General features: G+C 38.8%; 22 protein-coding genes and 4 pseudogenes. 5 read left to right on the top strand and 21 right to left on the bottom strand.

Annotated elements, in window-relative coordinates:
* The 10 genes and pseudogenes from V7150_RS23640 to V7150_RS23595 all read right to left on the bottom strand — a co-directional run.
* Positions 1-118: pseudogene (locus V7150_RS23640) on the bottom strand (recombinase family protein); the annotation flags it as partial.
* Positions 119-539: 421 nt separating this feature from the next.
* Positions 540-1,748 (bottom strand): annotated as a pseudogene (locus V7150_RS23635) (cytochrome P450 family protein).
* Between the two features lie 205 nt (positions 1,749-1,953).
* A complete protein-coding gene (locus tag V7150_RS23630; protein ID WP_335523088.1) occupies positions 1,954-2,700 on the bottom strand; it encodes an ABC transporter permease in 747 nt (248 codons plus the stop codon).
* On the bottom strand, positions 2,701-3,462 hold the full coding sequence (locus V7150_RS23625) for an ABC transporter ATP-binding protein (RefSeq protein WP_335523086.1): 762 nt from the start codon (positions 3,460-3,462) through the stop codon (positions 2,701-2,703).
* 154 nt (positions 3,463-3,616) lie between these two features.
* Positions 3,617-3,970 (bottom strand): DUF1048 domain-containing protein, encoded by a 354-nt coding sequence (locus V7150_RS23620; protein WP_335523083.1) that lies wholly within the window; start codon positions 3,968-3,970, stop codon positions 3,617-3,619.
* 71 nt (positions 3,971-4,041) lie between these two features.
* Positions 4,042-4,122, bottom strand: a pseudogene (locus V7150_RS23615) (PadR family transcriptional regulator); the annotation flags it as partial.
* 221 nt (positions 4,123-4,343) lie between these two features.
* Positions 4,344-4,685 (bottom strand): DUF1048 domain-containing protein, encoded by a 342-nt coding sequence (locus tag V7150_RS23610; RefSeq protein WP_335523081.1) that lies wholly within the window; start codon positions 4,683-4,685, stop codon positions 4,344-4,346.
* 71 nt (positions 4,686-4,756) lie between these two features.
* Positions 4,757-5,077, bottom strand: a complete 321-nt coding sequence (locus V7150_RS23605; protein ID WP_057776084.1) for a PadR family transcriptional regulator — start codon at positions 5,075-5,077, stop codon at positions 4,757-4,759.
* Positions 5,078-5,419: 342 nt separating this feature from the next.
* Positions 5,420-5,605, bottom strand: coding sequence for a hypothetical protein (locus V7150_RS23600; RefSeq protein WP_335523077.1), 186 nt, complete (start codon positions 5,603-5,605; stop codon positions 5,420-5,422).
* A 129-nt stretch (positions 5,606-5,734) separates the two neighbouring features.
* The gene (locus V7150_RS23595) at positions 5,735-6,892 is read right to left on the bottom strand and encodes a DUF4317 domain-containing protein (RefSeq protein ID WP_335523075.1); all 1,158 of its coding nucleotides are present in this window, start codon (positions 6,890-6,892) and stop codon (positions 5,735-5,737) included.
* 578 nt (positions 6,893-7,470) lie between these two features.
* Here V7150_RS23595 and V7150_RS23590 point away from each other — a divergent pair.
* Together V7150_RS23590 and V7150_RS23585 are read left to right on the top strand one after the other, a co-directional pair.
* A complete protein-coding gene (locus V7150_RS23590) occupies positions 7,471-7,635 on the top strand; it encodes a hypothetical protein (protein WP_335523074.1) in 165 nt (54 codons plus the stop codon).
* Between the two features lie 198 nt (positions 7,636-7,833).
* On the top strand, positions 7,834-8,112 hold the full coding sequence (locus V7150_RS23585; RefSeq protein ID WP_335523072.1) for a hypothetical protein: 279 nt from the start codon (positions 7,834-7,836) through the stop codon (positions 8,110-8,112).
* Between the two features lie 150 nt (positions 8,113-8,262).
* Here the strand turns inward: V7150_RS23585 and V7150_RS23580 are convergent, their stop codons facing one another.
* From V7150_RS23580 to V7150_RS23570, 4 genes are all read right to left on the bottom strand, one after another.
* Positions 8,263-8,766, bottom strand: a complete 504-nt coding sequence (locus tag V7150_RS23580) for a DinB family protein (RefSeq protein ID WP_335523070.1) — start codon at positions 8,764-8,766, stop codon at positions 8,263-8,265.
* 240 nt (positions 8,767-9,006) lie between these two features.
* Complete coding sequence (locus V7150_RS23575; RefSeq protein WP_335523068.1) at positions 9,007-9,195, bottom strand: hypothetical protein; 189 nt, start codon at positions 9,193-9,195, stop codon at positions 9,007-9,009.
* 265 nt (positions 9,196-9,460) lie between these two features.
* Positions 9,461-9,583, bottom strand: coding sequence for a M48 metallopeptidase family protein (locus V7150_RS26685; RefSeq protein ID WP_420490325.1), 123 nt, complete (start codon positions 9,581-9,583; stop codon positions 9,461-9,463).
* A 43-nt stretch (positions 9,584-9,626) separates the two neighbouring features.
* Positions 9,627-10,529, bottom strand: a complete 903-nt coding sequence (locus V7150_RS23570) for an aldose 1-epimerase family protein (protein ID WP_335523066.1) — start codon at positions 10,527-10,529, stop codon at positions 9,627-9,629.
* A 243-nt stretch (positions 10,530-10,772) separates the two neighbouring features.
* Here V7150_RS23570 and V7150_RS23565 point away from each other — a divergent pair, with 243 nt between their 5' ends.
* Complete coding sequence (locus tag V7150_RS23565; RefSeq protein ID WP_335523065.1) at positions 10,773-11,753, top strand: aromatic acid exporter family protein; 981 nt, start codon at positions 10,773-10,775, stop codon at positions 11,751-11,753.
* Positions 11,754-12,020: 267 nt separating this feature from the next.
* On the opposite strand, the pseudogene V7150_RS23560 reads toward V7150_RS23565, so the two are convergent.
* The 3 genes and pseudogenes from V7150_RS23560 to fmdA form a co-directional block, all read right to left on the bottom strand.
* Positions 12,021-12,155 (bottom strand): annotated as a pseudogene (locus V7150_RS23560) (ankyrin repeat domain-containing protein); the annotation flags it as partial.
* A 201-nt stretch (positions 12,156-12,356) separates the two neighbouring features.
* Complete coding sequence (locus V7150_RS23555) at positions 12,357-12,632, bottom strand: FmdB family zinc ribbon protein (protein WP_335523064.1); 276 nt, start codon at positions 12,630-12,632, stop codon at positions 12,357-12,359.
* Between the two features lie 21 nt (positions 12,633-12,653).
* A complete protein-coding gene (fmdA, locus tag V7150_RS23550; protein WP_335523063.1) occupies positions 12,654-13,832 on the bottom strand; it encodes a formamidase in 1,179 nt (392 codons plus the stop codon).
* 438 nt (positions 13,833-14,270) lie between these two features.
* Between fmdA and V7150_RS23545 the strand changes: the two genes are divergently transcribed.
* Positions 14,271-14,630 carry a Lin0512 family protein gene (locus V7150_RS23545; protein WP_335523062.1) on the top strand — a complete coding sequence of 120 codons (360 nt, stop codon included), beginning with the start codon at positions 14,271-14,273 and terminating at the stop codon, positions 14,628-14,630.
* Positions 14,631-15,723: 1,093 nt separating this feature from the next.
* Positions 15,724-16,503 carry a cyclase family protein gene (locus V7150_RS23540; protein WP_335523060.1) on the top strand — a complete coding sequence of 260 codons (780 nt, stop codon included), beginning with the start codon at positions 15,724-15,726 and terminating at the stop codon, positions 16,501-16,503.
* Between the two features lie 332 nt (positions 16,504-16,835).
* Here V7150_RS23540 and V7150_RS23535 read toward each other — a convergent pair whose 3' ends face one another.
* The 4 genes from V7150_RS23535 to V7150_RS23520 all read right to left on the bottom strand — a co-directional run bounded on the left by V7150_RS23535 (position 16,836) and on the right by V7150_RS23520 (position 20,420).
* Positions 16,836-18,299, bottom strand: coding sequence for a protein adenylyltransferase SelO (locus V7150_RS23535; RefSeq protein WP_420490324.1), 1,464 nt, complete (start codon positions 18,297-18,299; stop codon positions 16,836-16,838).
* A gap of 297 nt (positions 18,300-18,596) precedes the next feature.
* Positions 18,597-18,902, bottom strand: coding sequence for a BC1872 family protein (locus V7150_RS23530; protein ID WP_335523058.1), 306 nt, complete (start codon positions 18,900-18,902; stop codon positions 18,597-18,599).
* 311 nt (positions 18,903-19,213) lie between these two features.
* Complete coding sequence (locus V7150_RS23525; protein WP_335523056.1) at positions 19,214-19,759, bottom strand: GNAT family N-acetyltransferase; 546 nt, start codon at positions 19,757-19,759, stop codon at positions 19,214-19,216.
* Between the two features lie 337 nt (positions 19,760-20,096).
* Positions 20,097-20,420, bottom strand: a complete 324-nt coding sequence (locus tag V7150_RS23520; protein WP_335523054.1) for a BC1872 family protein — start codon at positions 20,418-20,420, stop codon at positions 20,097-20,099.
* Between the last annotated feature and the right edge of the window lie 338 nt (positions 20,421-20,758).

Here is a 20,758-nt window from a genome sequence, read left to right as displayed (position 1 = left end):
CACTTATATAATATTCTTTACTATTATACATACGTAGCGCAACAGCAGGCTTTTCTTTATCCAACTTGGGTCTCCCTAATGTTTTCCCACGCCTTTTACTTGCTTCGAGTCCTTCCTGGGGTAGCACCAGTAAAACGAGAAAAAACTTCGCTAAGAATATCAATTCCTTCAAAACTTAAATTTCAAAAAGTATCCTAAAGAAATGACACATGTCAAAATAAGATAATTGACTTTTTGACATACAGATTAGAGTTATCTTTCTACTGGGGGCAGAACCAGACACTGAACGACGAACCCTAATTTGACCAACAAATGGAAAATAGACCGATATCAATTTCGAATCGGTCTGTTTTTTGCACAGGAAAGGAAGAGATCACACGGTTATATTCTTTTTGAGCTTCTGTTATAGCTAATTTCGAATATACTTCAAACGATTGTCAACTTGCAGGTCCAGAACAAGGCTGAATGAAGGCATCATCGATTCCCTGTTTTTTCAACTAGGCTTTGTATCTAATTGAAAAACAACATACCACCGAAGGTTAGAAAGTCATTGGAATACTAGCGATGTAACGTACCACTGCATTAAGGTTATAAATCAACTCATCTGGATCAATCGCCAATTTTAAATCTGGGAAGCGTCTAAGCAAAGTACCAAAGGCAACTTTTGCTTCCAATCTTGCAAGCGGAGCACCCAAACAGTGATGAATACCATTGCCGAAGGCAAGATGATCGTTTTCACTTCTCGTAATATCGAATACTTCAGGATTGGAAAACTGTTTTGGATCAAGGTTCGCGGTGCCAAGAGAGAATAGAACCATTTCACCTTTGCGGATGTTTTTCCCATGCATCGTTATATCTTCACCTGCAAAACGCCAGCAGATCATGAGCGGTCCAGCATAGCGAAGTAGCTCTTCGATAGCATTTGGCAGCAAAGAAGGATTACTACGCAACAATGCTAATTGTTCGGGATGTTTCTGCAAAGCAACCATACCATTTCCAATCAAATTGGTTGTGGTCTCATGTCCAGCAGTAATGAGTAATTGGACGGTAGAGAGCAGTTCGGGTTCACTCAGTTTATCATCTTAATCGTGTGCGTGTATCAAGGAGCTCATTACATCTTCCGCTGGATGTTTTCGTTTTTCTTTCAATGTTGCTCCAATGAGGGAGTAATACTCTCTGATCCATGCCATATGGTCTTGACTAGGATCTGCCTTTATACTCATCCACATATCATAAATTTTCTCTTGATACAAAACAGGTATTCCTAACATCTCGGCAATAACCCGAAATGGAAGTGGAAAACCAAAATCTGAAATAAGATCCATCTTCCCTTTTTTCTGTATGGCATCCAATAATTCATCTGTAATCTGTTGAATACGAGGTCCTAGATTCGCGATCATTTGAGGGGTAAAAGCTTTGGCCGTTAACCTGCGCAAACGAGTATGATCAGGTGGATCAGAGTCCAGCATATTTGGGAAATTTATATTAAACTCCCACTTCTCAGATCGATCTTCTAAATCTGGTTGATCCTGTGTAGGCTGTAGCTTTCGCACATCTCTAATAAACCGAGGATCTTTGAGAATAACTACTGTATCCTCACGATGAATCGCAAGCCAGGCTGGCCCCATTCCATAATAATCATCTAGACGGATAAGCGGCTCTTGTTGTTCCGTTAGTTTTTTATAAAAGCCAACAACATCCTTCATATTTTCTGACGAACTAAAATCTTCTGTTGTAATCCTTTGCATTTGGTTTCCCTCTCTTTCCTTTTCTACTAGCCCTATTGTTTTAAACTACAAATTCTCTTTTGTAATTCATGCTTTAAAGCCATTTGTCAAAAAGGTGTATTCGATGCATCAAAGAGACTGAATATTGGCAATCAAAATATGACTCGCCTCCTGTTCTGGGTAATCAGAATCGAGATTTGTCCTGCTGCTTCCTTCTTTAACTATTTCACACCCGCTTCTTAAACGCCCTCATCGAAAAGATATATGTTACGAGCATGATTCCGACGCACCATGCAAGAGCGATCCAGATACCGTTGCCAACAGACCCTTCATACAAGAGGGCACGAATCGCATTCACGATTGAAGTCACGGGCTGGTTCTCAGCGAACGCACGGACAATTTTAGGCATGGTTTCGGTCGGGACAAATGCCGAACTGATAAACGGCAGGAAAATCAGCGGGTACGAGTAGGCTGTCGCCCCTTCCATAGACCCCGCTGTCAATCCGGGAATGACCGCCAGCCATGTCAGCGCCAGCGTAAACAGCCCGAGTATCCCAGCTACCGCGAGCCAATCCAGGATACCAGCGCTGGAACGGAAGCCCATCAAGAGCGCGACGAGGATAACCACCACGACAGTAAGCGCATTGGAAACAAGCGAGGTCAACACGTGAGCCCACAATACCGACGAGCGCTTGATGGGCATGGTAATGAAACGCGCCATCAGCCCGCTTTTTACATCCGTAAACAGCCGCACGGAAGTGTAAGCGACGCCGGATGCGATAGCCATCAGCAAGATTCCCGGCAATAAAAAATTGACGTAGTTGTCCGTGCCTGTCTCTATGGCGCCGCCAAATACGTAGACAAACAGCAGCATCATCATAATCGGCGTAATCGCCACCGTGATAATCGTATCCGGGCTGCGCATGATGTTGCGCATTAAACGCCCTAGTAATACCCCTGTTTTGCTTTTCATTTACATCTCCTCCTTTTTGCCGATGATCGCGAGGAAAATTTCCTCCAATGTCGGCTGCTTCTCGATGTACTCTACTTTCGCTGGCGGGAACATCTCTTTGAGTTCGGTAAGGGTACCGGTCGTGATGATTTTTCCGCCATGCAGGATGGCGATACGGTCCGCCAGTTGTTCGGCTTCCTCCAGGTACTGGGTCGTCAGCAAGATGGTCGTGCCGCTGCCGGCAAGCTCCTTGACGGTATTCCAGACTTCAATCCGCGCTTCAGGGTCAAGCCCTGTCGTCGGTTCGTCGAGAAAAATGACTGCTGGCGTCCCGATCAGGCTCATGGCGATGTCAAGCCGGCGCTTCATCCCGCCGGAATATTTGTCCGCCCGGCGGTGGGCCGCATCGGTCAGGCTGAATCTTGCAAGCAGATTGTCGGCGACTTGAGCGGGATTTGAAACTCCCCGCAACTTGGCGATCATCATCAGGTTTTCCCGCCCGGTGAGCATGCCGTCTAAAGCTGCGAACTGCCCTGTCAGGCTGATGCTCTGGCGAACATGATCCGGTTGACGCTGGACGTCAAAGCCACAAATACCTACTTCACCGTCATCGGGCTTCATCAGCGTCGAGAGGATGTTGACCGTCGTCGTCTTGCCCGCTCCATTTGAGCCCAGCAGTGCGAAAATTTCGCCACGCCGCACCTCAAAATCCACCCCCTTTAAGACTTCCTTGTCTTTAAAGGATTTTTTTAACCCTTTTACAGAAATCGCTGCATTGCTCATACTTTTTTCCTCCTTATAAAAAGCGCCTTGCGCTATATTGTCTATACTCTTCTATTTAGTCTGACTGATAATCTGTACAACTTACTACCAGGTTGAAAATTAACTGAATAGCGAAGGTGGCAATTCACATTTTTAACCAGCTATTCAGTCGGTATTATCTATTGAATTTATTTTTTTCCAATCGCTCCTTGATACTCTGATTCAAATCTTCACGATACTTGGCGAAATAGGTTTTAGCGTTTGCCACTAGTTCGTTTGCAAAGGACGCCACGTCGTCCCCAGTGATTTCCAGCACTTGTCTGCCTTCCGCCGCACCGGCTTCGAACAACTCGATTAATTCATACTGAATGTGCAGCATATCCATCCCGTTGCCCGCTGAGAAATTCCACATGTAGTTTTGAATTTTTTTAAATACAAACTGGTAGTCCTCTGGCAGGGCTTCAACCCGTGCCATCATCCTCTTGTACTCTTTTTTATCACCAATCATTTTTTTGAACATTTCCATCATGTTATTTTTCCTCCTTTTTTATAAAGCTGAACAAGACACTCTAAAAATATCGGACGGAATATCTTATGAAGCTAGATTGACTTTAAGACGTTGATTTTTGATGATACAAAATCCCATTTTTTCCAAAACAATTCAAGTTCCCGGAGGTCAGCCTATTAACATACTTTTCTCCTCCTTATAAAAAGCGCATCAAGGCCGCTTGCGAGATCCGAAATTTCCGGTCGAGCGCCTTGCGGAGCTAGATTGCCTATACTCTTCTATTTAGTCTGACTGATAATCTGTATTACTTATTACCGGGTTGAAAATAAACTGAATAGCGAAGGTGGCAATTTACATTTGTAACCAGCTAATCAGTCGGTATTATCTATTGAATTTATTTTTTTCCCAATCGCTTCATGATACTCTGATTCAAATCTTCACGATACTTGGCGACATAGGTTTTAGCGTTTGCCACTAGTTCGTCGGCAAAGGACGCCACGTCGTCCCCAGTGATTTCCAGCACTTTTCTGCCTTCCGCCGCACCGGCTTCGAACAACTCGATTAATTCATACTGCATGTGCAGCATATCCATCCCGTTGCCCGCTGCGAAATTCCACATGTAGTTTTGAATTTTCTTAAATACAAACTGGTAGTCCTCTGGCAGGGCTTCAACCCGTGCCATCATCATCTTGTACTCTTTTTTATCACCAATCAATTTTTTGAACATTTCCAGCATGTTATTTTTCCTCCTTTTTTATAAAGCTGAACAAGACACTCCAAAAATATCGTACGGAATATCTTATGAAGCTAGATTGACTTTAAGACGTTGATTTTTGATGATACAAAATCCCATTTTTTCCAAAACAATTCAAGCTCCTGGCGGCCAGCCTCATTAAGTGAGTAAAACTTGCGGGGCGGCCCCATATCTGACGGTTTCTTTTCAATGGTCACCAGTTTTTTCTTTTCTAATCGCACGAGGATGGTGTAGACCGTCCCTTCCACGACTTCGGTAAACCCAAGCTCGTTCAGGCGGCGGGTAATCTCGTAGCCATAGGTTTCATGGCGGCTGATGATTTCCAGCACGCAGCCTTCCAGTGAACCCTTTAGCATTTCAGTTAAATTTTCCATGTTTAGAGTCTCCTTTACCTCCCCCTATTTTGTCTGACTTATATTCAGTATAACATAGTACTAAGGGAAATTTTTTACTGAATAGCTTTTGGGAAATCACGCTATTCAGTATTGCTTATTACATGTACATTGTAACACCGAGTAGCAGGGGGTGTCAACTATTTTTCTTAAAAATATTTTTGCAACCTCACTATTCAGTGGTGTTGGTATCCAGTGTGACCTACTACAGGTACATCGTAACACGTAGTAGACCGGACTGTCAACTGGATTTTCTAAATATTATTAAAACCAGCTATCCCCATTGGATACAGCCGATTTTCTTTATGGAGCTTTTACTTCCTCTTATGCATCTTTCACAATGAATACACCGCAGATCATTCCCATCCAGCAGCTGTACATGTAGGTTCCCGGTTTCTCTGGTGTGAAAACAATGAAGTTTTCTCCTACTTCCCGTGATTTCTCAATCCCATACTCATTTATAAAGAGGCGGATGTTGCAGCCATTCAAATCTTCGGGAGCCGCCTGCACGTTCCACACCACCTGCGTGCCCGCTTCCACCACAATGGTCTCGTATGCGAACGGTTCCGAATTAAAACGAAAGCGCCTGAAATTTAGGCGCTTTCGTTTTTTTTGTTTAGCTGTCACTGAGTGTAATGGTTAGAGTGTCTTTGATTCCAGTCGAAATCCTTCGACGACGACCTCTTCATCTACCTCCAACAATAGGCACCGTTTTCCTTCGTACGTGATATATTTTAGATTTTTCAGGTCTTTCGGGTTGATGGTTACATTTGCCACCTTGGTACTTATTTTTATATTTTTAGGAATTAAACTGCTTGCTTTGAATTCATGTTTTTCGTCCGCTACAACGCTTTTAAAGGCATGCTCCACTTTGGCTGTTTCCACATTTTCGACGCCGCTGACCGTTAATATGCGTTCGATGTCGCGATGATCCAACGTAGGGGGTTCACTGTCTTCCTTTTCCTGATTCTCCTGTACCACCCGATCGATTTCCTCATAAACATTCGAAATGACCGCGGAATCCACTTCGTCCCCGATTACTTCTTTTAAAATAAAGTCAAAGCAGTCCTTATCATCCTGCGCAGTCATAATGTCTTCACAATCGAGCACCTTTTCAATAAAGGTGAAATCGGGTTGATTGACTTTCCCTGCACAATAGAGAATATGGTTCACATCTGCTGCATTGTCGTTAAAAGTAGGGAACAAGAAACCTGACATTGGAGAGTCTAAATTAATAATCGGATCAACGATATGATAGGATTTGAATTCTTTTTCGATATAATCAAACAGCAAGGCTTTTTTCGGCAGATCGGTTTTATTTAGGCTGCAAAGGATAAACTCATTGGAATAAACCTCATCATCCCCGCCCTCTTCGGATTCCTGGTTCCTCTTCTTAGTCGGTTTTCGATATTCTCCGCGGATAAATGTCACCACTGTATCAAATTCATAAACAGCATGGGCAAATATTTTCCCGACGATGTCCAGCATGTTATCTTGCCAATCCTCCGAGTCCGCTCGTAATCCTTCGAAAAGGATCCCTTGTGTACTATAATCCACATCACGCCTGAATTTCAGTTCAAACAGTTTGGCATCGAGATGACCGGTCAACACCTTTTTAAAATTGGCCAAAAACAATTCTTGTGCTTCGTGATCTAACAATGGAAACGGCTGACAGACTTGATGATAAATCTCGGCTGATTCCTTCTGCACATAAACATTGAAGATTTCTCGAATATTCATCAAATGATTGTCTAATTTAAATTGCTTGCGGATATTAGCGATGTCTTTTTTGTTCATTTGTTTCAACTCCCATCCCTGATTATACTGTTTAGATGGGAAAATCTCTATTTTTAATTTTTCGATTTTCAGGAATGGGTGGCTGGAAGTTTGTATTGTCATCCAAAATAAAAACTCTTTTTATCAAAGAGTGTTGCTTATGTTGATTCGCAAATAAACGTGTCGGATTCACAAATAAGTGTAATTATTCCCATAATGTAGGCTTTATTGAGGCGAATTTATCTAAAAAACAACAATGTTTACAAAAAAAGCCTTAATAAAATAAGTTATGGCCAAATTTTACTTTTAACCTATATGATGAAATATTTTTTCAAAAAGAAAGTAGTCAAACAGTGCCTGCTCCATAATTATTTTCTAGTTCTATTTTTCCTTCTTTATCCCAAAGAGTTTTACCAATAAAATTCTAAAACTAAGCATAAAAATTTGTTTTACATAAGTACTTTCCTGCATATTGCAAATACTATAAGTGCCAAATATGCCATAAGGCACTTTCTTGGCAGCTTTTAAATGATAAGAACAAAGTGAACTTCCTTCCGTTTTTTTACAATCTTTATGAATATAACAAGGAGGTATATCATATGAAAAACGAGAATTTTGATCATTTTCAAAATCAAACAAACGCAAACTTGAAGGACAAAGGAAATGAACAGATGCTTGAAATCAGTTCTACTGGATATGGGCTAGAATCAGTTTCCAAAGACAATTCGGAGAAACTACGATCCAATCAAAGTGAGAACCATTAGTTGAATGCTTGGCACTATATAAAAGTAATTTCTTACTTGTAGCCCAAGAAGGTAATTGAGGTTGCAATCGAGACCGGAATTTGTTGTCCGGCCTCTTTTAGATTCACTTCCGTATCCATATATTGAATTAAGAATTAATGGGAAGCACTGATCACAATATAAATAAAACTGGAATACAAAGAGAAAGAGGGTCCAAGCATGTCTTATACCTATAACTTATACAGTTCGGATCAATTGGGATTAACAAAATCCTATCATATTCAAACCGATTTGCCTCCGCATAAATTTAGGGCCATCATGATGGAATTTAGGCGTGGAGGAGAAATAGATCCGAATGTCTTTGTGAAATACATGAGTGAACAATTCCCAGATAGCTTTCACTTATTTGAGTATGATGATGTTGTGCAATATGATGCCGACCAAGAAAATTCGGCGATCCTTGCCAACCTTTTAGACCAACATGATCAAACTATTTAGAAGAGAAAATTCAGGCTATAAGGATTTCACCTTACCCCCTGATTTAATCCAATCAGAGCTACTAATCGGCTAAAAACGATCACTATACTTCGAAAAAGTAGTAAAAAGAAAAAAGGCACTATGAAATGATAGTACCTTGGCAATTTATCTTTAAATGGTTGGAGCATTCATTCCTATTTGCGCCCATTCTTCTCTGGCGGGCCCATAAAGTCCGGAAACCCTTACTCCTGCCTGACGCATGAGAACGGTCATTTGCCCACGATGATGAATGATGTGTTTGACGATGAGTGAAAGTGTTCCAGCTTTTGTCATTGTCCTACCGAACGCATTCACCTCTTCAGTAAGAGAGCTGTCAGTCCATTGTTCCTTCACGGCGTGAGCTACGTCGGTGCTTACTCTTCGAAATGCCCCTGCTAATTCCTTCGCTGATTCTGGAACGTTTTTAGCGTTTTCGACTATGGGGACCTTGATGCCAAACTCGATTAACATTCCAGGTGTACTGGTCACAATATGCCAGGCAATTCTCCCTAATGTTCGGTCGTCCGAAGAAACTCGTTGCTGCAAGGAACTATTCTGTAACGCATCCATTTGGCTTTGAGTTAAAGCAGCTTCTTGATTCCAATCCTCAATAAATCCAGCTATTGAAGAATACATTGATCTAATTCCTCCACTTTTTTGGAAATTTATTGGATTCCCGGTTCCTTCTTTAATGCTCCATCATTATGGAAATGAAGACAATTCCAGGTTCCCTTCCAAGTATTTTCTTTTAACCTTTAATAAATGCATGTTTTTATGAAAAATGACTGAGTAGATCAATCACCAACTAAAATATTATCTTTTCTTAGCATCCTTCGACGATTTTATTTATTACACGCAGTTGGGGTCTTTAATTCGTTAAAAGATTTCTTTTATAAAAGTAAAATTCTTAAGAAGTTCACTTTCATTGATCGATATACTATTCGTTAAATCTTTCGTTCTCAATACAAACTCTTTAACCCCGATGAATTCTGATTCAAAAATCGAGTAAAACTGTGTTCCTCTTTTATATCCATTAAACTGCCTTTTTAGTCTATATACCTTCATTGAATAACCTCTAGAGATGGATTAAAATGAGTATTTTTTGTACAATTCCTTAAACAAGACTTACAAACTCTTATAACTTTATATTGTTCAAACTCTTCGTCAGTAGCAACAATAGCAAATGTTCCCTAGATTACAGATGAAAACAATTTTTACTAGTATCTATATAGTTTCTCTTTGAATATTGATCAATCAGCAGTGAAAAATAAACAAATTTTTGGATTATAAAACAATTCCCTTAGGCCTCCAATAATCAGTAAAACCATTCTCAACCGAATAATGGTATAAATGAATTAATTTTTTGGATGATTTTATCCACCAAATTGCAAAAAGCCTCAGAGTGAGTAGGATGTATAATATGAGCTAATTCATGAACAACTAAATAGTCAATAATTTTTTTAGTAATTCATTTTAAGAGAACCGACCCCCATGTCTCATATAAACTTCATTTTATACTCTGCCCGGAATGATTCTCTTGGTTGAAGCCTATTGATTCCGTATTTCCCCTTCAAGTTTCCAGTTGTATTGTATGTATCAGCAATACCGTACCAAGGTTCGATGCAAACAAACGGAGCCATCTTACCATCTGTGTATTTCGACCAAATTCCAACAAACGGAAATCCTTCGAACCTTACTTCTACACCATGATTCGACTTATTCGATGCCAGTGTAACTTGATCGATATTACTATAAATAAGTGCATCATTCGCAAAAAGAGAGTCAGTGAGTGGAATCGTTAATAAATCATTGGCCATTTCTTTTTCTCGAATCAGAGAATTCTCTATCTCATATTCCATTACATTCTTATTTGCAGCAGGAATAATGTGCAAACTATAGTCCTCTATGGTTTCATTTTCTAAGAGTGGAATCCTGAATGCAGGATGGGCACCAATGGAAAAATACATCTCTTCCTTGGTTTCATTTACGATTTCCCAATGAACAACGAGTTTGTCCTCATTGAGGGTATAACGAATAGTTGCCGTAAAATCGTAAGGATAAACATTAAGGTAGCGTCCCCCAGACTCGAAACGAAAAGAAACGTCTGTTATAGTCTGCTCATCCACCTCAAATACCACATCACGTAAAAAGCCATGTTGTGACATTTCATATGTCTTACCGTCGAGTTGATAGCGGTCTTCCTTTAAACGTCCTACAATCGGAAATAAGACCGGTGAGACGCGTCCCCAATAGGCAGGATCCCCAGTCCACATGTAGTCCAGCCCACTTTTCTTATGATTCACTTTACGTACTTCTGCCCCATTTTGACTGATCTCCACCTTCAACCAATCATTTTCAATAACAATCATCATCTTATCTCCCTCATCTCTAGTCTTCATTGTTTACTTTTATTATACCGAAAGTCTATATTTTCAATAGCAAATGAAGGTTGAACCTTCCTAAAATCTTTGTAACTATTTCTCTTGACGAGATGCTTACAAAAAATCCACCCCTTTATGAAATGATTCTATCATTAATCAATCAGTTGATAAAAACCATAATATCCCTTAAGATACTCCTGTGGATGGGATCATTATTTTTTTATATACTATGTAAATATATACTAAAATTAGAGGTATGATATGTTTCCATTAAAAATCGGTTATCGAACCATCAAGACTGCCATCGGAGCGGCTGCAGCGATTAGTATTGCTCAATTTTTCGGATTGAATTCCTTTGCTTCCGCGGGAATCATCACCATCCTATGTGTACAGAATTCCAAAAAGAAATCGCTACAGGCTGCATACTCCAGATTTTTCGCCTGCATGCTTGCTATTGTCTTTTCATTCATCTTATTTGAAATGATTGCCTATAATCCAGTTGTAATTGGATTGCTGCTCTTGGTGTTTATTCCTGTTACCGTCCGTTTAAAAATATCTGAAGGGATCGTAACCAGTTCAGTCATTATTCTTCATCTTTACACAAGCAAAAACATCACCCTTGAAATTATATTTAACGAGATCGCTCTTATTTTCATTGGAATTGGCGTTGCTCTTCTTGTCAATTTTTACATGCCAAGCCTTGATGCCAAATTGAAACAATACCAAGTGGAAATAGAAGAAAATTTCCGAACGATCTTTCAAGAAATGATTTCCTACCTTCGGACCAATGAAAGTCGCTGGGTGGGAGAAGAAATTATTGAAACGGCCCGCTTGCTGGAAGAAGCGAAAAGTATTGCGTTTCGGGATGTCCAAAATCATTTTTTGCGAACACAAGATTATTACTACCATTATTTCAAAACGCGTGAAAAACAATTTGAAATTATTGAAAGAATCCTACCGATGGTGACATCCATTGAACTGCTTGTCAAACAAGGATATATGATCGCGGACTTTCTTGAAAAATTAACCGAAGCCATTCACCCAGGAAATACGGCGCAAGTTTATTTAAATCGCTTGAGTGAATTACAAGAACAATTTAAGGAAGAACCTCTCCCGAAATCAAGGGATGAATTTGAGGCAAGAGCCCAGTTATTTCGACTCTTGAAAGAGATAGAACAATACTTACTGATAAAGAAATCATTAAAAGTCGATAAACTCTTTGTAAAAGGTCACAATACATGAGAATGCTCCTTCATAAAAAAGGAGCGTTTTATTTTATGCTCTTTAGATTGGAAGGAGCTGCTAAATTAGGCCAATACGGCAAATTCAGCTGCTCCTTCTCTATTAATAAGTGCCAAGTAGCTAATTAACTGTTAACGTTTATTGTTATCATAAAGTCCGTCATTATCGACCATTAAATAAAGTGCCAGGTACCCTCCAAATCTCTGGATGGTACCTGGCACTTTTGCTGCATCGTGTTTATTTTGCACCAGCAGCCTTCAAAATCTTTTAAATCTCCACAAATTCCTTTTCTCTTGCGTGCTCAAGAGGAGTAACCTCTTCTGAGTCAGGAATATTTACATCTGCTCTATGTTCAATCAATAGTTTTATGGTGTCAAGTTGATTTTTTCCGCCATTCCGTAAATACCAATCAAAAAAAAATAATATATTCCATATTATCTTCCCCATTGTCATAAACAGTATATTTCTTTCTGTCAAATAAAAATATTTAATTGTTTTTATGAAAAGGGATTTGAAATTCTTATGATTTGTTTTTAAAAACTTTCATAATTATTATATTTTAATAAAAAAGCAAAAGAAGGTTGAACCCTCCCTTTGCTTCCTTCAATTCCCTACTTGCCATGGGCGATTAGCAGCTGCTTTCTTCCTTGTTGTCTGTTTAGGACCTAATTCTTCGCGTGTCATTCTGCGCGGCTCCATACCTTTATCAATTCGAGTGCGTATCTCTTTTGAATGGGAAAAGAGATTAGGAGCATAATAGATTCGATTTGATTCAAGTGCACAATCGGGACATACAGCTTTATCTTTATTTCCTGTCATTAATTTAAAGAATAATGTAAATTCTCCACAATCGGGGCAATGAAATGTGTAACTGGGCATGTTATTTCCTTTCCCCGCTATTTATTTCGGTAAAATATCTTTGTCAAAAATTTGCGTTGGAATCGCAATTGTACAGCAGGCATTTGGAATGTCTACAATTCCATTAATTCTTCCTTCAACCGGAGCTGTACCCAAAATCATGTATGCCTGCTCTCCTGTATAGCCGAGGGTTTTTATATATTCAATTGCATTCAAACAAGCTCGGCGATAAGCCAAATTAGCATTTAAATAATGCTGTTTCCCATCCCTATCATCTACAGAAATTCCTTCAAACACTAAGAAATCAGAATAATGAGGATCAACAGGCCCCGGTTTGAATACTGGGTTTTCTGTAATTTTATACTTTTCCATACCACCCTTAATGACGTCTACCTTGAGGTCAATCCAGCCCGCCATTTCAATACCGCCGCAGAAAGTGATTTCTCCGTCACCTTGTGAGAAATGGAGGTCGCCAACTGAAAGCTTGGCCCCTTTAACGAAAACCGGGAAGTAAATTCTTGAACCCTTCGATAGGTTTTTAATATCACAATTTCCCCCGTTTTCCCTTGGAGGGACCGTTCTTGCGCCTTCCATGGCGACTCGGTCAAATTCTGCTCCTTTTAGTGTTCCAAGAACGGCTGCCTCAGGGTTTGGTCTGGTGGCTAATTCCGGGACTCGATTAGGATCTGTATCTCTAAGCTCTTTTTCTCTTTCATTCCACTTTTGCAAAAGCTCCATTGAAGGTGCAACACCTATTAGCCCTGGGTGCATGATACCAGCGAATTTCACACCTGGCACATGTCTGGATGTAGTATAGATGCCTTCGAAATCCCAAATAGACTTTGCTGCTTCAGGAAATTTATCGACTAAGAAGCTTCCCCCATTTTCTCGTGCAAAAATCCCATTAAAGCCCCATTCTTCATCCTGAAACGCCCCAATATCCAAAATATCAACTACCAATAAATCTCCCGGCTGGGCGCCATTTACATATACTGGTCCACTTAATACATGAACGCGAGCTAAGTTTACATCCCTGATATCATTGGGATTATCATCATTCTTAATTTGTCCGTCTGTCCAATCCTTACATTCCAACCGAAACGATGTTCCTGGTTCAACAGAAAAGGCAGCAGGTATATCCGGATGCCAACGATTGTGGCCAGGATGCAGTTGCTCTTCCATTGGTTTACTCAAATCAAGCTTGAACATAGTTTTTGGCATTTCATTTCCCCCTTACGTTTTAAATCTTCTAGGAGTCAAATAATGTATGCGTTTCCATTATATGATTGAATATTCAAAATATCAAGCAACATGGACAAAATTACAAATTATCAAAAAAAGAGACTACCGGTTGATGGCAATCTCCCTTTGATATTTATATGTGCTGACACACCATACGTTTTACTGCAATAGCAGGTCCCCATCAAGGAGATCGGTCCCATTTTCATGCTCCGTCTCTTCATTTTTTTGGGGTATTTTTCAATTGAAATTTTCCTACAATAATTGGATTTCCATTCCCTACCTAAAAACGACAAAATTCCGAATTTGAATCCTAGTCTTAGCAAAGCTGCTGCATCTGGGTAGCATATATTTAACATCGTACATGAAAAACGATAAAATATAATGGTAAATGCAAATGGAAAGGAAGATAAATCAATTATGGAAAAATTAATGTTTATTGAAACAGGGATGGGGATTGATGTGCATGGTCAAAATATTACGAAAGCAGCCGTTCGCGCTGTAAAAAATGCGATTCACTTTAATTCGATGCCTGGCATCCGTTCTGTACTCCCTGAAAACAATTTACATAATATGAAAGTGAATGTGAAACTTGCCGTTCCTTGTGATAAAGAGAATCTCGATATTGCGGCTGTAAAAGGGGCTCTGCCATATGGAACCGTTACGGTGGAAGTCATGGATGGAGGAATGATGACAACCAGCGGGATTGCCCTTGAGGATAAAGGAGATAAAAATGATCTAATGTACATAGTCGTTGCTTCGGTAGAGGTTGGCTATTAATTTTGAGCTATACGTGATCAATATCTAATTTTAAATATCAAAGACATCTGTATGCAATCTGGTAACATTCCAGAACTGAGTAACACACCCCTACCTCTATCTATAAATGGAGGTCTTTTTTATATCTCTTCACCAACCGTTTTTCCTTGTTTACATTGCAACATTATCTATTTTTTTAGCAAAATACCCAATCATAACGGCAACTGTAAAAAAGAAATGCCATTAACGTTGAGAAAATTAAGAATTGAATATATATGTCCCAACCAAGTTAAGGCGTTACAGTAATTGGACAGGCACCTTTCCTATACCTTTCGAACCTTTGACCAACTATACGGAAAATCCATACCTACCCGGTCAAAAATATATAGATCTACCTTTGAAAGATTTCCGATAGAATCGGTAAAATGCTATCAATCTTCGTCTTTAAACTCTTTTTTAGGTTCTTCATTTTAAAGCAATCTATTTTTCCAGAAAAACCTGCCATCCGTTTCAGCAGCTATTTTTTAGCCATTTCAAACGAAAATATTAAACTAACCACTTGATAAACTCCATTTAGAGCTAAATTCAGTGCGAATGCGGATTAAACTGGGGAAATGGTAAGAGGATAAGCCCCTAGGCATTTTATTAATATAAAAATTTTTTGGAAGGATGTGTAATATATACACTACCCGAGTAGTAGAATTTCTTAGGTAATAGTTTTGCATATTGAGAAAATTGTCCATTTCCTGAAGAGTAATGGTTTTACAGAGTATGAATCTATAATCTATATTGCTTTATTAAAAGATTATCCTGCTAACGGCAAAATGCTTGCGCTTTTATCTGGTTGTCCCTGGTCCCAAAGTGTATGAAACTTGAAAGAAAATGCTAGAAAAAGGATATGTTTTTTTATTTTCAGGTAAAAATGATATCCCTTTACCCTATCGAGATTTATTAAAGAAATTTAAAGCTACCTTTCAAGAAATTTTTTCGCTTTTAATTACTCAGTTTTAAAAATGAGCAATTACTAAATCGTTATGGTGAAGATTTTGAAGGATTACTAGATAAATTCTTATGACCATAAAATAAAATTTATTTGAAAGAGAGGAAACCAAGAATGAGGTTTGTAGATTTGGCAGTACCTATTCAAAACCCCAATCCAGGGGAAATCAGAGAGGAACTTAAAGATGGTTTAACTGGAACAATTGAATATTTAGATCATTTCCAAGGTGCCCTACAAATGATGGATGTCTTTAATTGTAAAAAAGAAGATCTTCCTGAAGGATATGGGTGGGCCAATGAATATATTAAACTTACAACCCACACAGGAACTCATATGGATGCACCCTATCATTACTATCCAACAACAGCTGGTAAACCAGCTAGAACAATTGATGAATTACCATTGGATTGGTTTTACGGGGACGGTGTTGTACTCGATTTAAGACATAAAAAATCTGGTGAAACTGCAAGTGTAGAAGATGTAAAAGGAGCTTTAGAAAAAGCAAACTATACTTTAAAAGCTGGAGATATTGTTTGTTTGATGTTTGGCTGCGACGTAAATTTGGGTGAACCTAGCTATTGGTCTGAGTTTCCAGGAATGAGTGCTGAAGCCACTCATTGGATAGTTGATCAAGGAATTAAAGTAATTGGCACAGATGCCATGGGATTCGATATACCGTTTGAAAAAATTAGAAGTAATTTTGAAGAAACACAAAAGAAAGAAGGTATATGGGAGGCCCACAGAGTAGGAATTCATAAAGAATACTGTCAAATTGAGAAAATGGCCAATCTAACTCAGTTACCGCCACATGGGTTCAAAATTGCATGTTTTCCAATTCCAATCCATAAAGCAAGCGCAGGCTGGGTACGACCAGTTGCCATCATCCCATCGTAGTAAATAACTTATTTTTAGCAATAAAAGAATCTATTTTGAGATATATTTACATTTTTACAGCAATTGTTCATTTAACTTTGCAGACTCTTTTCTAATATTAGTTTAAACATCAAACCGCCTTTCCCACCAATCTTTGAGGCTGAACTTTTACGTGCACAGCAGCAAATAATTAGTTAAAAGTTCTAAAGGTTGTTAAAATGATGATAAAAAAATAAAAGGTTCAATTCTTTTTTAGTAGAATTGAACCGCTTTAGGATTGTAAAAAAGAAATAATGGTCCAACCATGTATCGAATTAAGAAATATCGTTTCTTATAAAAAACTGGTTTCCTAATCATGTACCGCAAAAGGTTCGGTAAGGCTGGTTTGATGGAGCAGGCAATGTGCAGTAGTCCTTCTTTTCAGGGGTATACGCGTAAGGCTTTGAAAGAACATTAAGCAGCCGCTCCATTACACTGTAATCTCCTTGTTCTACCGCGGCTTCCAGTGCCTCTTCTACGCGGTGGTTTCGTGGAATAACCGCAGGATTGCTGTTCCGCATCAATTGCTGCACGGATGCTTTCGATTCTTCCTGCCTACTCAGTCTCGCCTGCCACAACTCATACCACTGAGAAAATTCTGGTATCCCAAAAAGGTCGATTTCTTCTCGCTTATCATAAGTTAAAGCTCGGAAGGTATTGGTATAGTCTGCTTGATTCTTCTCCATCAAAGTAAGAAGGTCATTTATAAGCGATTCATCTTCAATCTCTTCATTAAATATTCCCAGCTTCGCTCTCATTCCCTCGAGCCAATTAGCTTGATATAACTTAGAAAAATTTGAAATCGCATCCTGTGCCAATTCGACAGCCTGCTCCTGTTTGTCATGCAGCAGCGGCAAAAGAGTTTCGGCAAATCGCGCAAGATTCCAGCCGGCCATATAAGGCTGATTGTCATATGCATAGCGGCCTTGTCGATCAATGGAACTGAATACCGTCGCCGGGTCATAGGCATCCATGAAGGCGCAAGGACCATAATCGATCGTTTCTCCGCTAATGGTCATATTGTCGGTGTTCATCACTCCATGGATAAAACCTACTAATTGCCATTTGGCAATCAGTGCAGCCTGACGCTTGATTACTTCCTGAAGCAGCGAAAGATATCGATTTTCATCCGCTTCAATGTCTGGATAATGGCGCTTAATTGTATAATCTGCTAGGATCTGAAGTTCCTCAACTGAGCCCCACTTTGCTACGTATTGAAAAGTACCAACGCGCAGATGACTAGCGGCCACCCGGGTTAGAATGGCACCAGGTAAAGCGGTTTCGCGGATGACGGCCTCACCGGTTGCTACCACTGCTAGACTGCGGGTCGTAGGAATACCAAGCGCATGCATGGCTTCGCTGATGATGTATTCTCGCAGCATCGGTCCAAGTGCCGCACGACCATCACCTCCTCGGGAATATGGTGTTCTACCAGGACCCTTGAGCTGAATATCTACCCGTTCACCTGAGGGAGTGATCTGTTCCCCAAGCAGCACGGCACGGCCGTCGCCTAACATCGTAAAATGCCCGAATTGATGTCCCGCATAGGCCTGAGCAAGTGGAGAAGCACCTTCAGGAATTCTATTGCCAGCAAACACCGCTACACCATCTTCGCTTTGCATCTCCTCAACGTTCAACCCCAGGGATTCAGCCAACGGTTCATTGAGAATGATCAGTTTAGGTGCTAGAACTGAGGTTGGATTGTGACTGGTAAAAAATGATTTCGGCAGACGTTCATAACTATTATCAAAGTTCCATCCTTTTTCTTTATTCATCATATCTCCTTTCCTTCCTGTAGTCTTTCTGGATGCTAGTTTTTTTCTTATGTATAAACCAAAATCATAATGTTTTTATTTTTCCACTTACCAAAACAACACCATGCTGCCCTTTTTAGTGTTTGCTTCTACAAATTAATATATTCGTTCCTCAGTAAGATGACTAGATAAGACTTCAGACTTAGATCGTATGACTTCCCTGGCTCAACTTTCAGTAATCTTTAGTTGATATACTGTAATTGTTTTAACAATAAATTTTAATATCATTATGCTCTGGGTTGAATATTTGATGACCATTTTCTACAGCCAATCATCAGGTACTGTGCTATTGTCGGCAATGGAGTAGGCAGCGTTGGTGATGGCTTCCGCTAAAGTATCTCCAGTTTCGCAAACATCATTAAAGCAGGCCATTGATACTCCATTTGTTGTATAGGTAAACCCTAACTTTTCCAATCTATCGACAATCCGCATCGCGTGGTCAAGATTTTGTTCGGGTTGAAACTCAGAAATAGGAATGAAACCGCCCGTTTCATAATCAAACCATCGATCCCATCTATTTAATTTCCAACCTAAAATTCTGCGTGCTATTATTTCTATTTTATTCATAGCTTTATTTACTCCTTATCTCTTAATTATTATATTTTACCATTTTCATCATATCGGTCCTAAGCAATTATTTAAAGGCTAAGACCAGTTTAATAATTGCATGTTGTAAAACCTCACGAATCATTTTTACATCCAATAATTTTTCTATTAAATTAAATAAATTAATTGTATTAAGGAGATTATAAACCTTTGAAAAATCGGGAAAAGCCGCGACAAAAATCCCTCAATATTCTCCCTAAATCTGTTTTCACATACCCCTACTAGTTTCACACTAATATACATTAATTTTGAAATAGGATTGTTCTCAGTCCTTATCGATTAAAGCGTCCCATCAATATGGTGTTATAATAATTCCCGTCAGATAGAAGTTTGTCTTTTTTTAATATGCCTTCCACTTCAAAACCATATTTTTTATAAAGCTTTATCGCTTTATCATTGGTTTCGAGAACATTCAACGTTATTTTCTTAATTTCATTTATGTCTGCCCAATGAACCGCTTCTTTTAAAAGGTTTTTTCCTATACCATATCCCCAATATTCTTTTAAAACACAAACTCCAAATTCTACTTTATGAGAACTTCTTTTTAATTTACTCCCTTCACATCTTGAAAAACCTACAATTCTTTCATTAACTTCAGCAACTAAAAATAAGTTACTGATACTTTCTGTATCATCCTTAATAATCTTCTTAAATCCTAATTCATCTAAGTATGCCTCGCCTTTTTCTCTATCTAAATTTTCCGTTTCGCCATCTATCTGCAATCTTACTTCAGACAAGTTTTTCGCATCTTTCTCCATCGCAGACCTTACAATATAACGTAAATTATCAACAATAAATTCTGTTGGATTAACTTTCATTACAATCCCCTCACATTTATTAATCTTACTCTTAACCTAAATGTATGACTCTATCTAGTATACAATTAATTACATATACGACTATAATTCCCGAAACCTTTTTTAAATGAAATCCATTGACTATGTAATTCCCTCCATTTTTTCGAATCAAGGTTTATGAGGATCCTCTTATGCAGCGAATCAATTTCCTTCTTGGGAAGCTTTACACCGAAATAAAGATCGTTTTTTTTTCAATTTCACGAAGACAATGACAACCTTGTCATGAATCCTACATAATTTCCGAAAAAAAACTGTCGAGACAATCTCGACAGCTAGATAATAAAGATTAAATGGAGTTTTAGCATAATTTCTGCCACATTCTTGTGGTATCCGGAACTGAGCTAAATTCGACAATTGAGTAGGCGGCATTCGTAATCGCTTGTGCCAACGTCTCACCAGTTGCACAAATGTCATTAAAGCAAACCTTAGAAAGACCTTTTATTGTATAAGTAAATCCTAAATCTTGTAAACGATCCACAATTAGCATTGCATGGTCAAGGTTTTTCTCTGGCTGAAAATCAGACTCATGAATAAAAATCCCCTTTTCATAATCGTACCAACGATCCCATCTGTTTAACTTCCAACCTAGTATTCTACGTGCGATTGAATCAATTTTTTTCATTTCCTCTTCCCCTTTTTTAATTTTTTTAGATTTATCGATTATTTGTTATATAACAGAACGATTAATTAATTGTAATCATATAACACATTACGGTTCATTTCCAATATTTATTAGAAAATTATTAAAAATTGATGTTACTGCAAAAAGTCCAATCCTGGATAAAGATTGGGCTCTAATTTATAACAATATCTTAAATTGTGGCATGGCCATCATTCTAGAATGAACTGATTATCGCTGCGATAATATTAGCCTGTATTCCTGTTCATGGAAAATTTCCTGGTACCTCGTGACATATTGAAAATAATTAGTTGTGATTAAAAGAAAACTCAAAAATAATT

The organism is Neobacillus drentensis (assembly GCF_036965245.1).
GTDB classification, from domain to species: Bacteria; Bacillota; Bacilli; order Bacillales; family Cytobacillaceae; genus Neobacillus; species Neobacillus drentensis_G.
This window is presented reverse-complemented; position numbering and strand designations above follow the sequence as displayed.

What these genes read in the sequence shown, in the direction of transcription:
- V7150_RS23620 (WP_335523083.1), bottom strand. Translation starts at nt 3,970, where the DNA reads ATGATGGAAATGTTCAAAAAAATGATTGGTGATAAAAAAGAGTACAAG.
- V7150_RS23585 (WP_335523072.1), top strand. Translation starts at nt 7,834, where the DNA reads ATGTCTTATACCTATAACTTATACAGTTCGGATCAATTGGGATTAACA.
- V7150_RS23555 (WP_335523064.1), bottom strand. Translation starts at nt 12,632, where the DNA reads ATGCCCAGTTACACATTTCATTGCCCCGATTGTGGAGAATTTACATTA.
- V7150_RS23570 (WP_335523066.1), bottom strand. Translation starts at nt 10,529, where the DNA reads ATGAAGACTAGAGATGAGGGAGATAAGATGATGATTGTTATTGAAAAT.
- V7150_RS23520 (WP_335523054.1), bottom strand. Translation starts at nt 20,420, where the DNA reads ATGAAAAAAATTGATTCAATCGCACGTAGAATACTAGGTTGGAAGTTA.
- V7150_RS23580 (WP_335523070.1), bottom strand. Translation starts at nt 8,766, where the DNA reads ATGTATTCTTCAATAGCTGGATTTATTGAGGATTGGAATCAAGAAGCT.
- V7150_RS23630 (WP_335523088.1), bottom strand. Translation starts at nt 2,700, where the DNA reads ATGAAAAGCAAAACAGGGGTATTACTAGGGCGTTTAATGCGCAACATC.
- V7150_RS23565 (WP_335523065.1), top strand. Translation starts at nt 10,773, where the DNA reads ATGTTTCCATTAAAAATCGGTTATCGAACCATCAAGACTGCCATCGGA.
- V7150_RS23575 (WP_335523068.1), bottom strand. Translation starts at nt 9,195, where the DNA reads ATGAAGGTATATAGACTAAAAAGGCAGTTTAATGGATATAAAAGAGGA.
- V7150_RS23545 (WP_335523062.1), top strand. Translation starts at nt 14,271, where the DNA reads ATGGAAAAATTAATGTTTATTGAAACAGGGATGGGGATTGATGTGCAT.
- fmdA (WP_335523063.1), bottom strand. Translation starts at nt 13,832, where the DNA reads ATGCCAAAAACTATGTTCAAGCTTGATTTGAGTAAACCAATGGAAGAG.
- V7150_RS23530 (WP_335523058.1), bottom strand. Translation starts at nt 18,902, where the DNA reads ATGAATAAAATAGAAATAATAGCACGCAGAATTTTAGGTTGGAAATTA.
- V7150_RS23540 (WP_335523060.1), top strand. Translation starts at nt 15,724, where the DNA reads ATGAGGTTTGTAGATTTGGCAGTACCTATTCAAAACCCCAATCCAGGG.
- V7150_RS23535 (WP_420490324.1), bottom strand. Translation starts at nt 18,299, where the DNA reads ATGATGAATAAAGAAAAAGGATGGAACTTTGATAATAGTTATGAACGT.
- V7150_RS23625 (WP_335523086.1), bottom strand. Translation starts at nt 3,462, where the DNA reads ATGAGCAATGCAGCGATTTCTGTAAAAGGGTTAAAAAAATCCTTTAAA.
- V7150_RS23595 (WP_335523075.1), bottom strand. Translation starts at nt 6,892, where the DNA reads ATGAACAAAAAAGACATCGCTAATATCCGCAAGCAATTTAAATTAGAC.
- V7150_RS23590 (WP_335523074.1), top strand. Translation starts at nt 7,471, where the DNA reads ATGAAAAACGAGAATTTTGATCATTTTCAAAATCAAACAAACGCAAAC.
- V7150_RS23610 (WP_335523081.1), bottom strand. Translation starts at nt 4,685, where the DNA reads ATGCTGGAAATGTTCAAAAAATTGATTGGTGATAAAAAAGAGTACAAG.
- V7150_RS23605 (WP_057776084.1), bottom strand. Translation starts at nt 5,077, where the DNA reads ATGGAAAATTTAACTGAAATGCTAAAGGGTTCACTGGAAGGCTGCGTG.
- V7150_RS23525 (WP_335523056.1), bottom strand. Translation starts at nt 19,759, where the DNA reads ATGAAAGTTAATCCAACAGAATTTATTGTTGATAATTTACGTTATATT.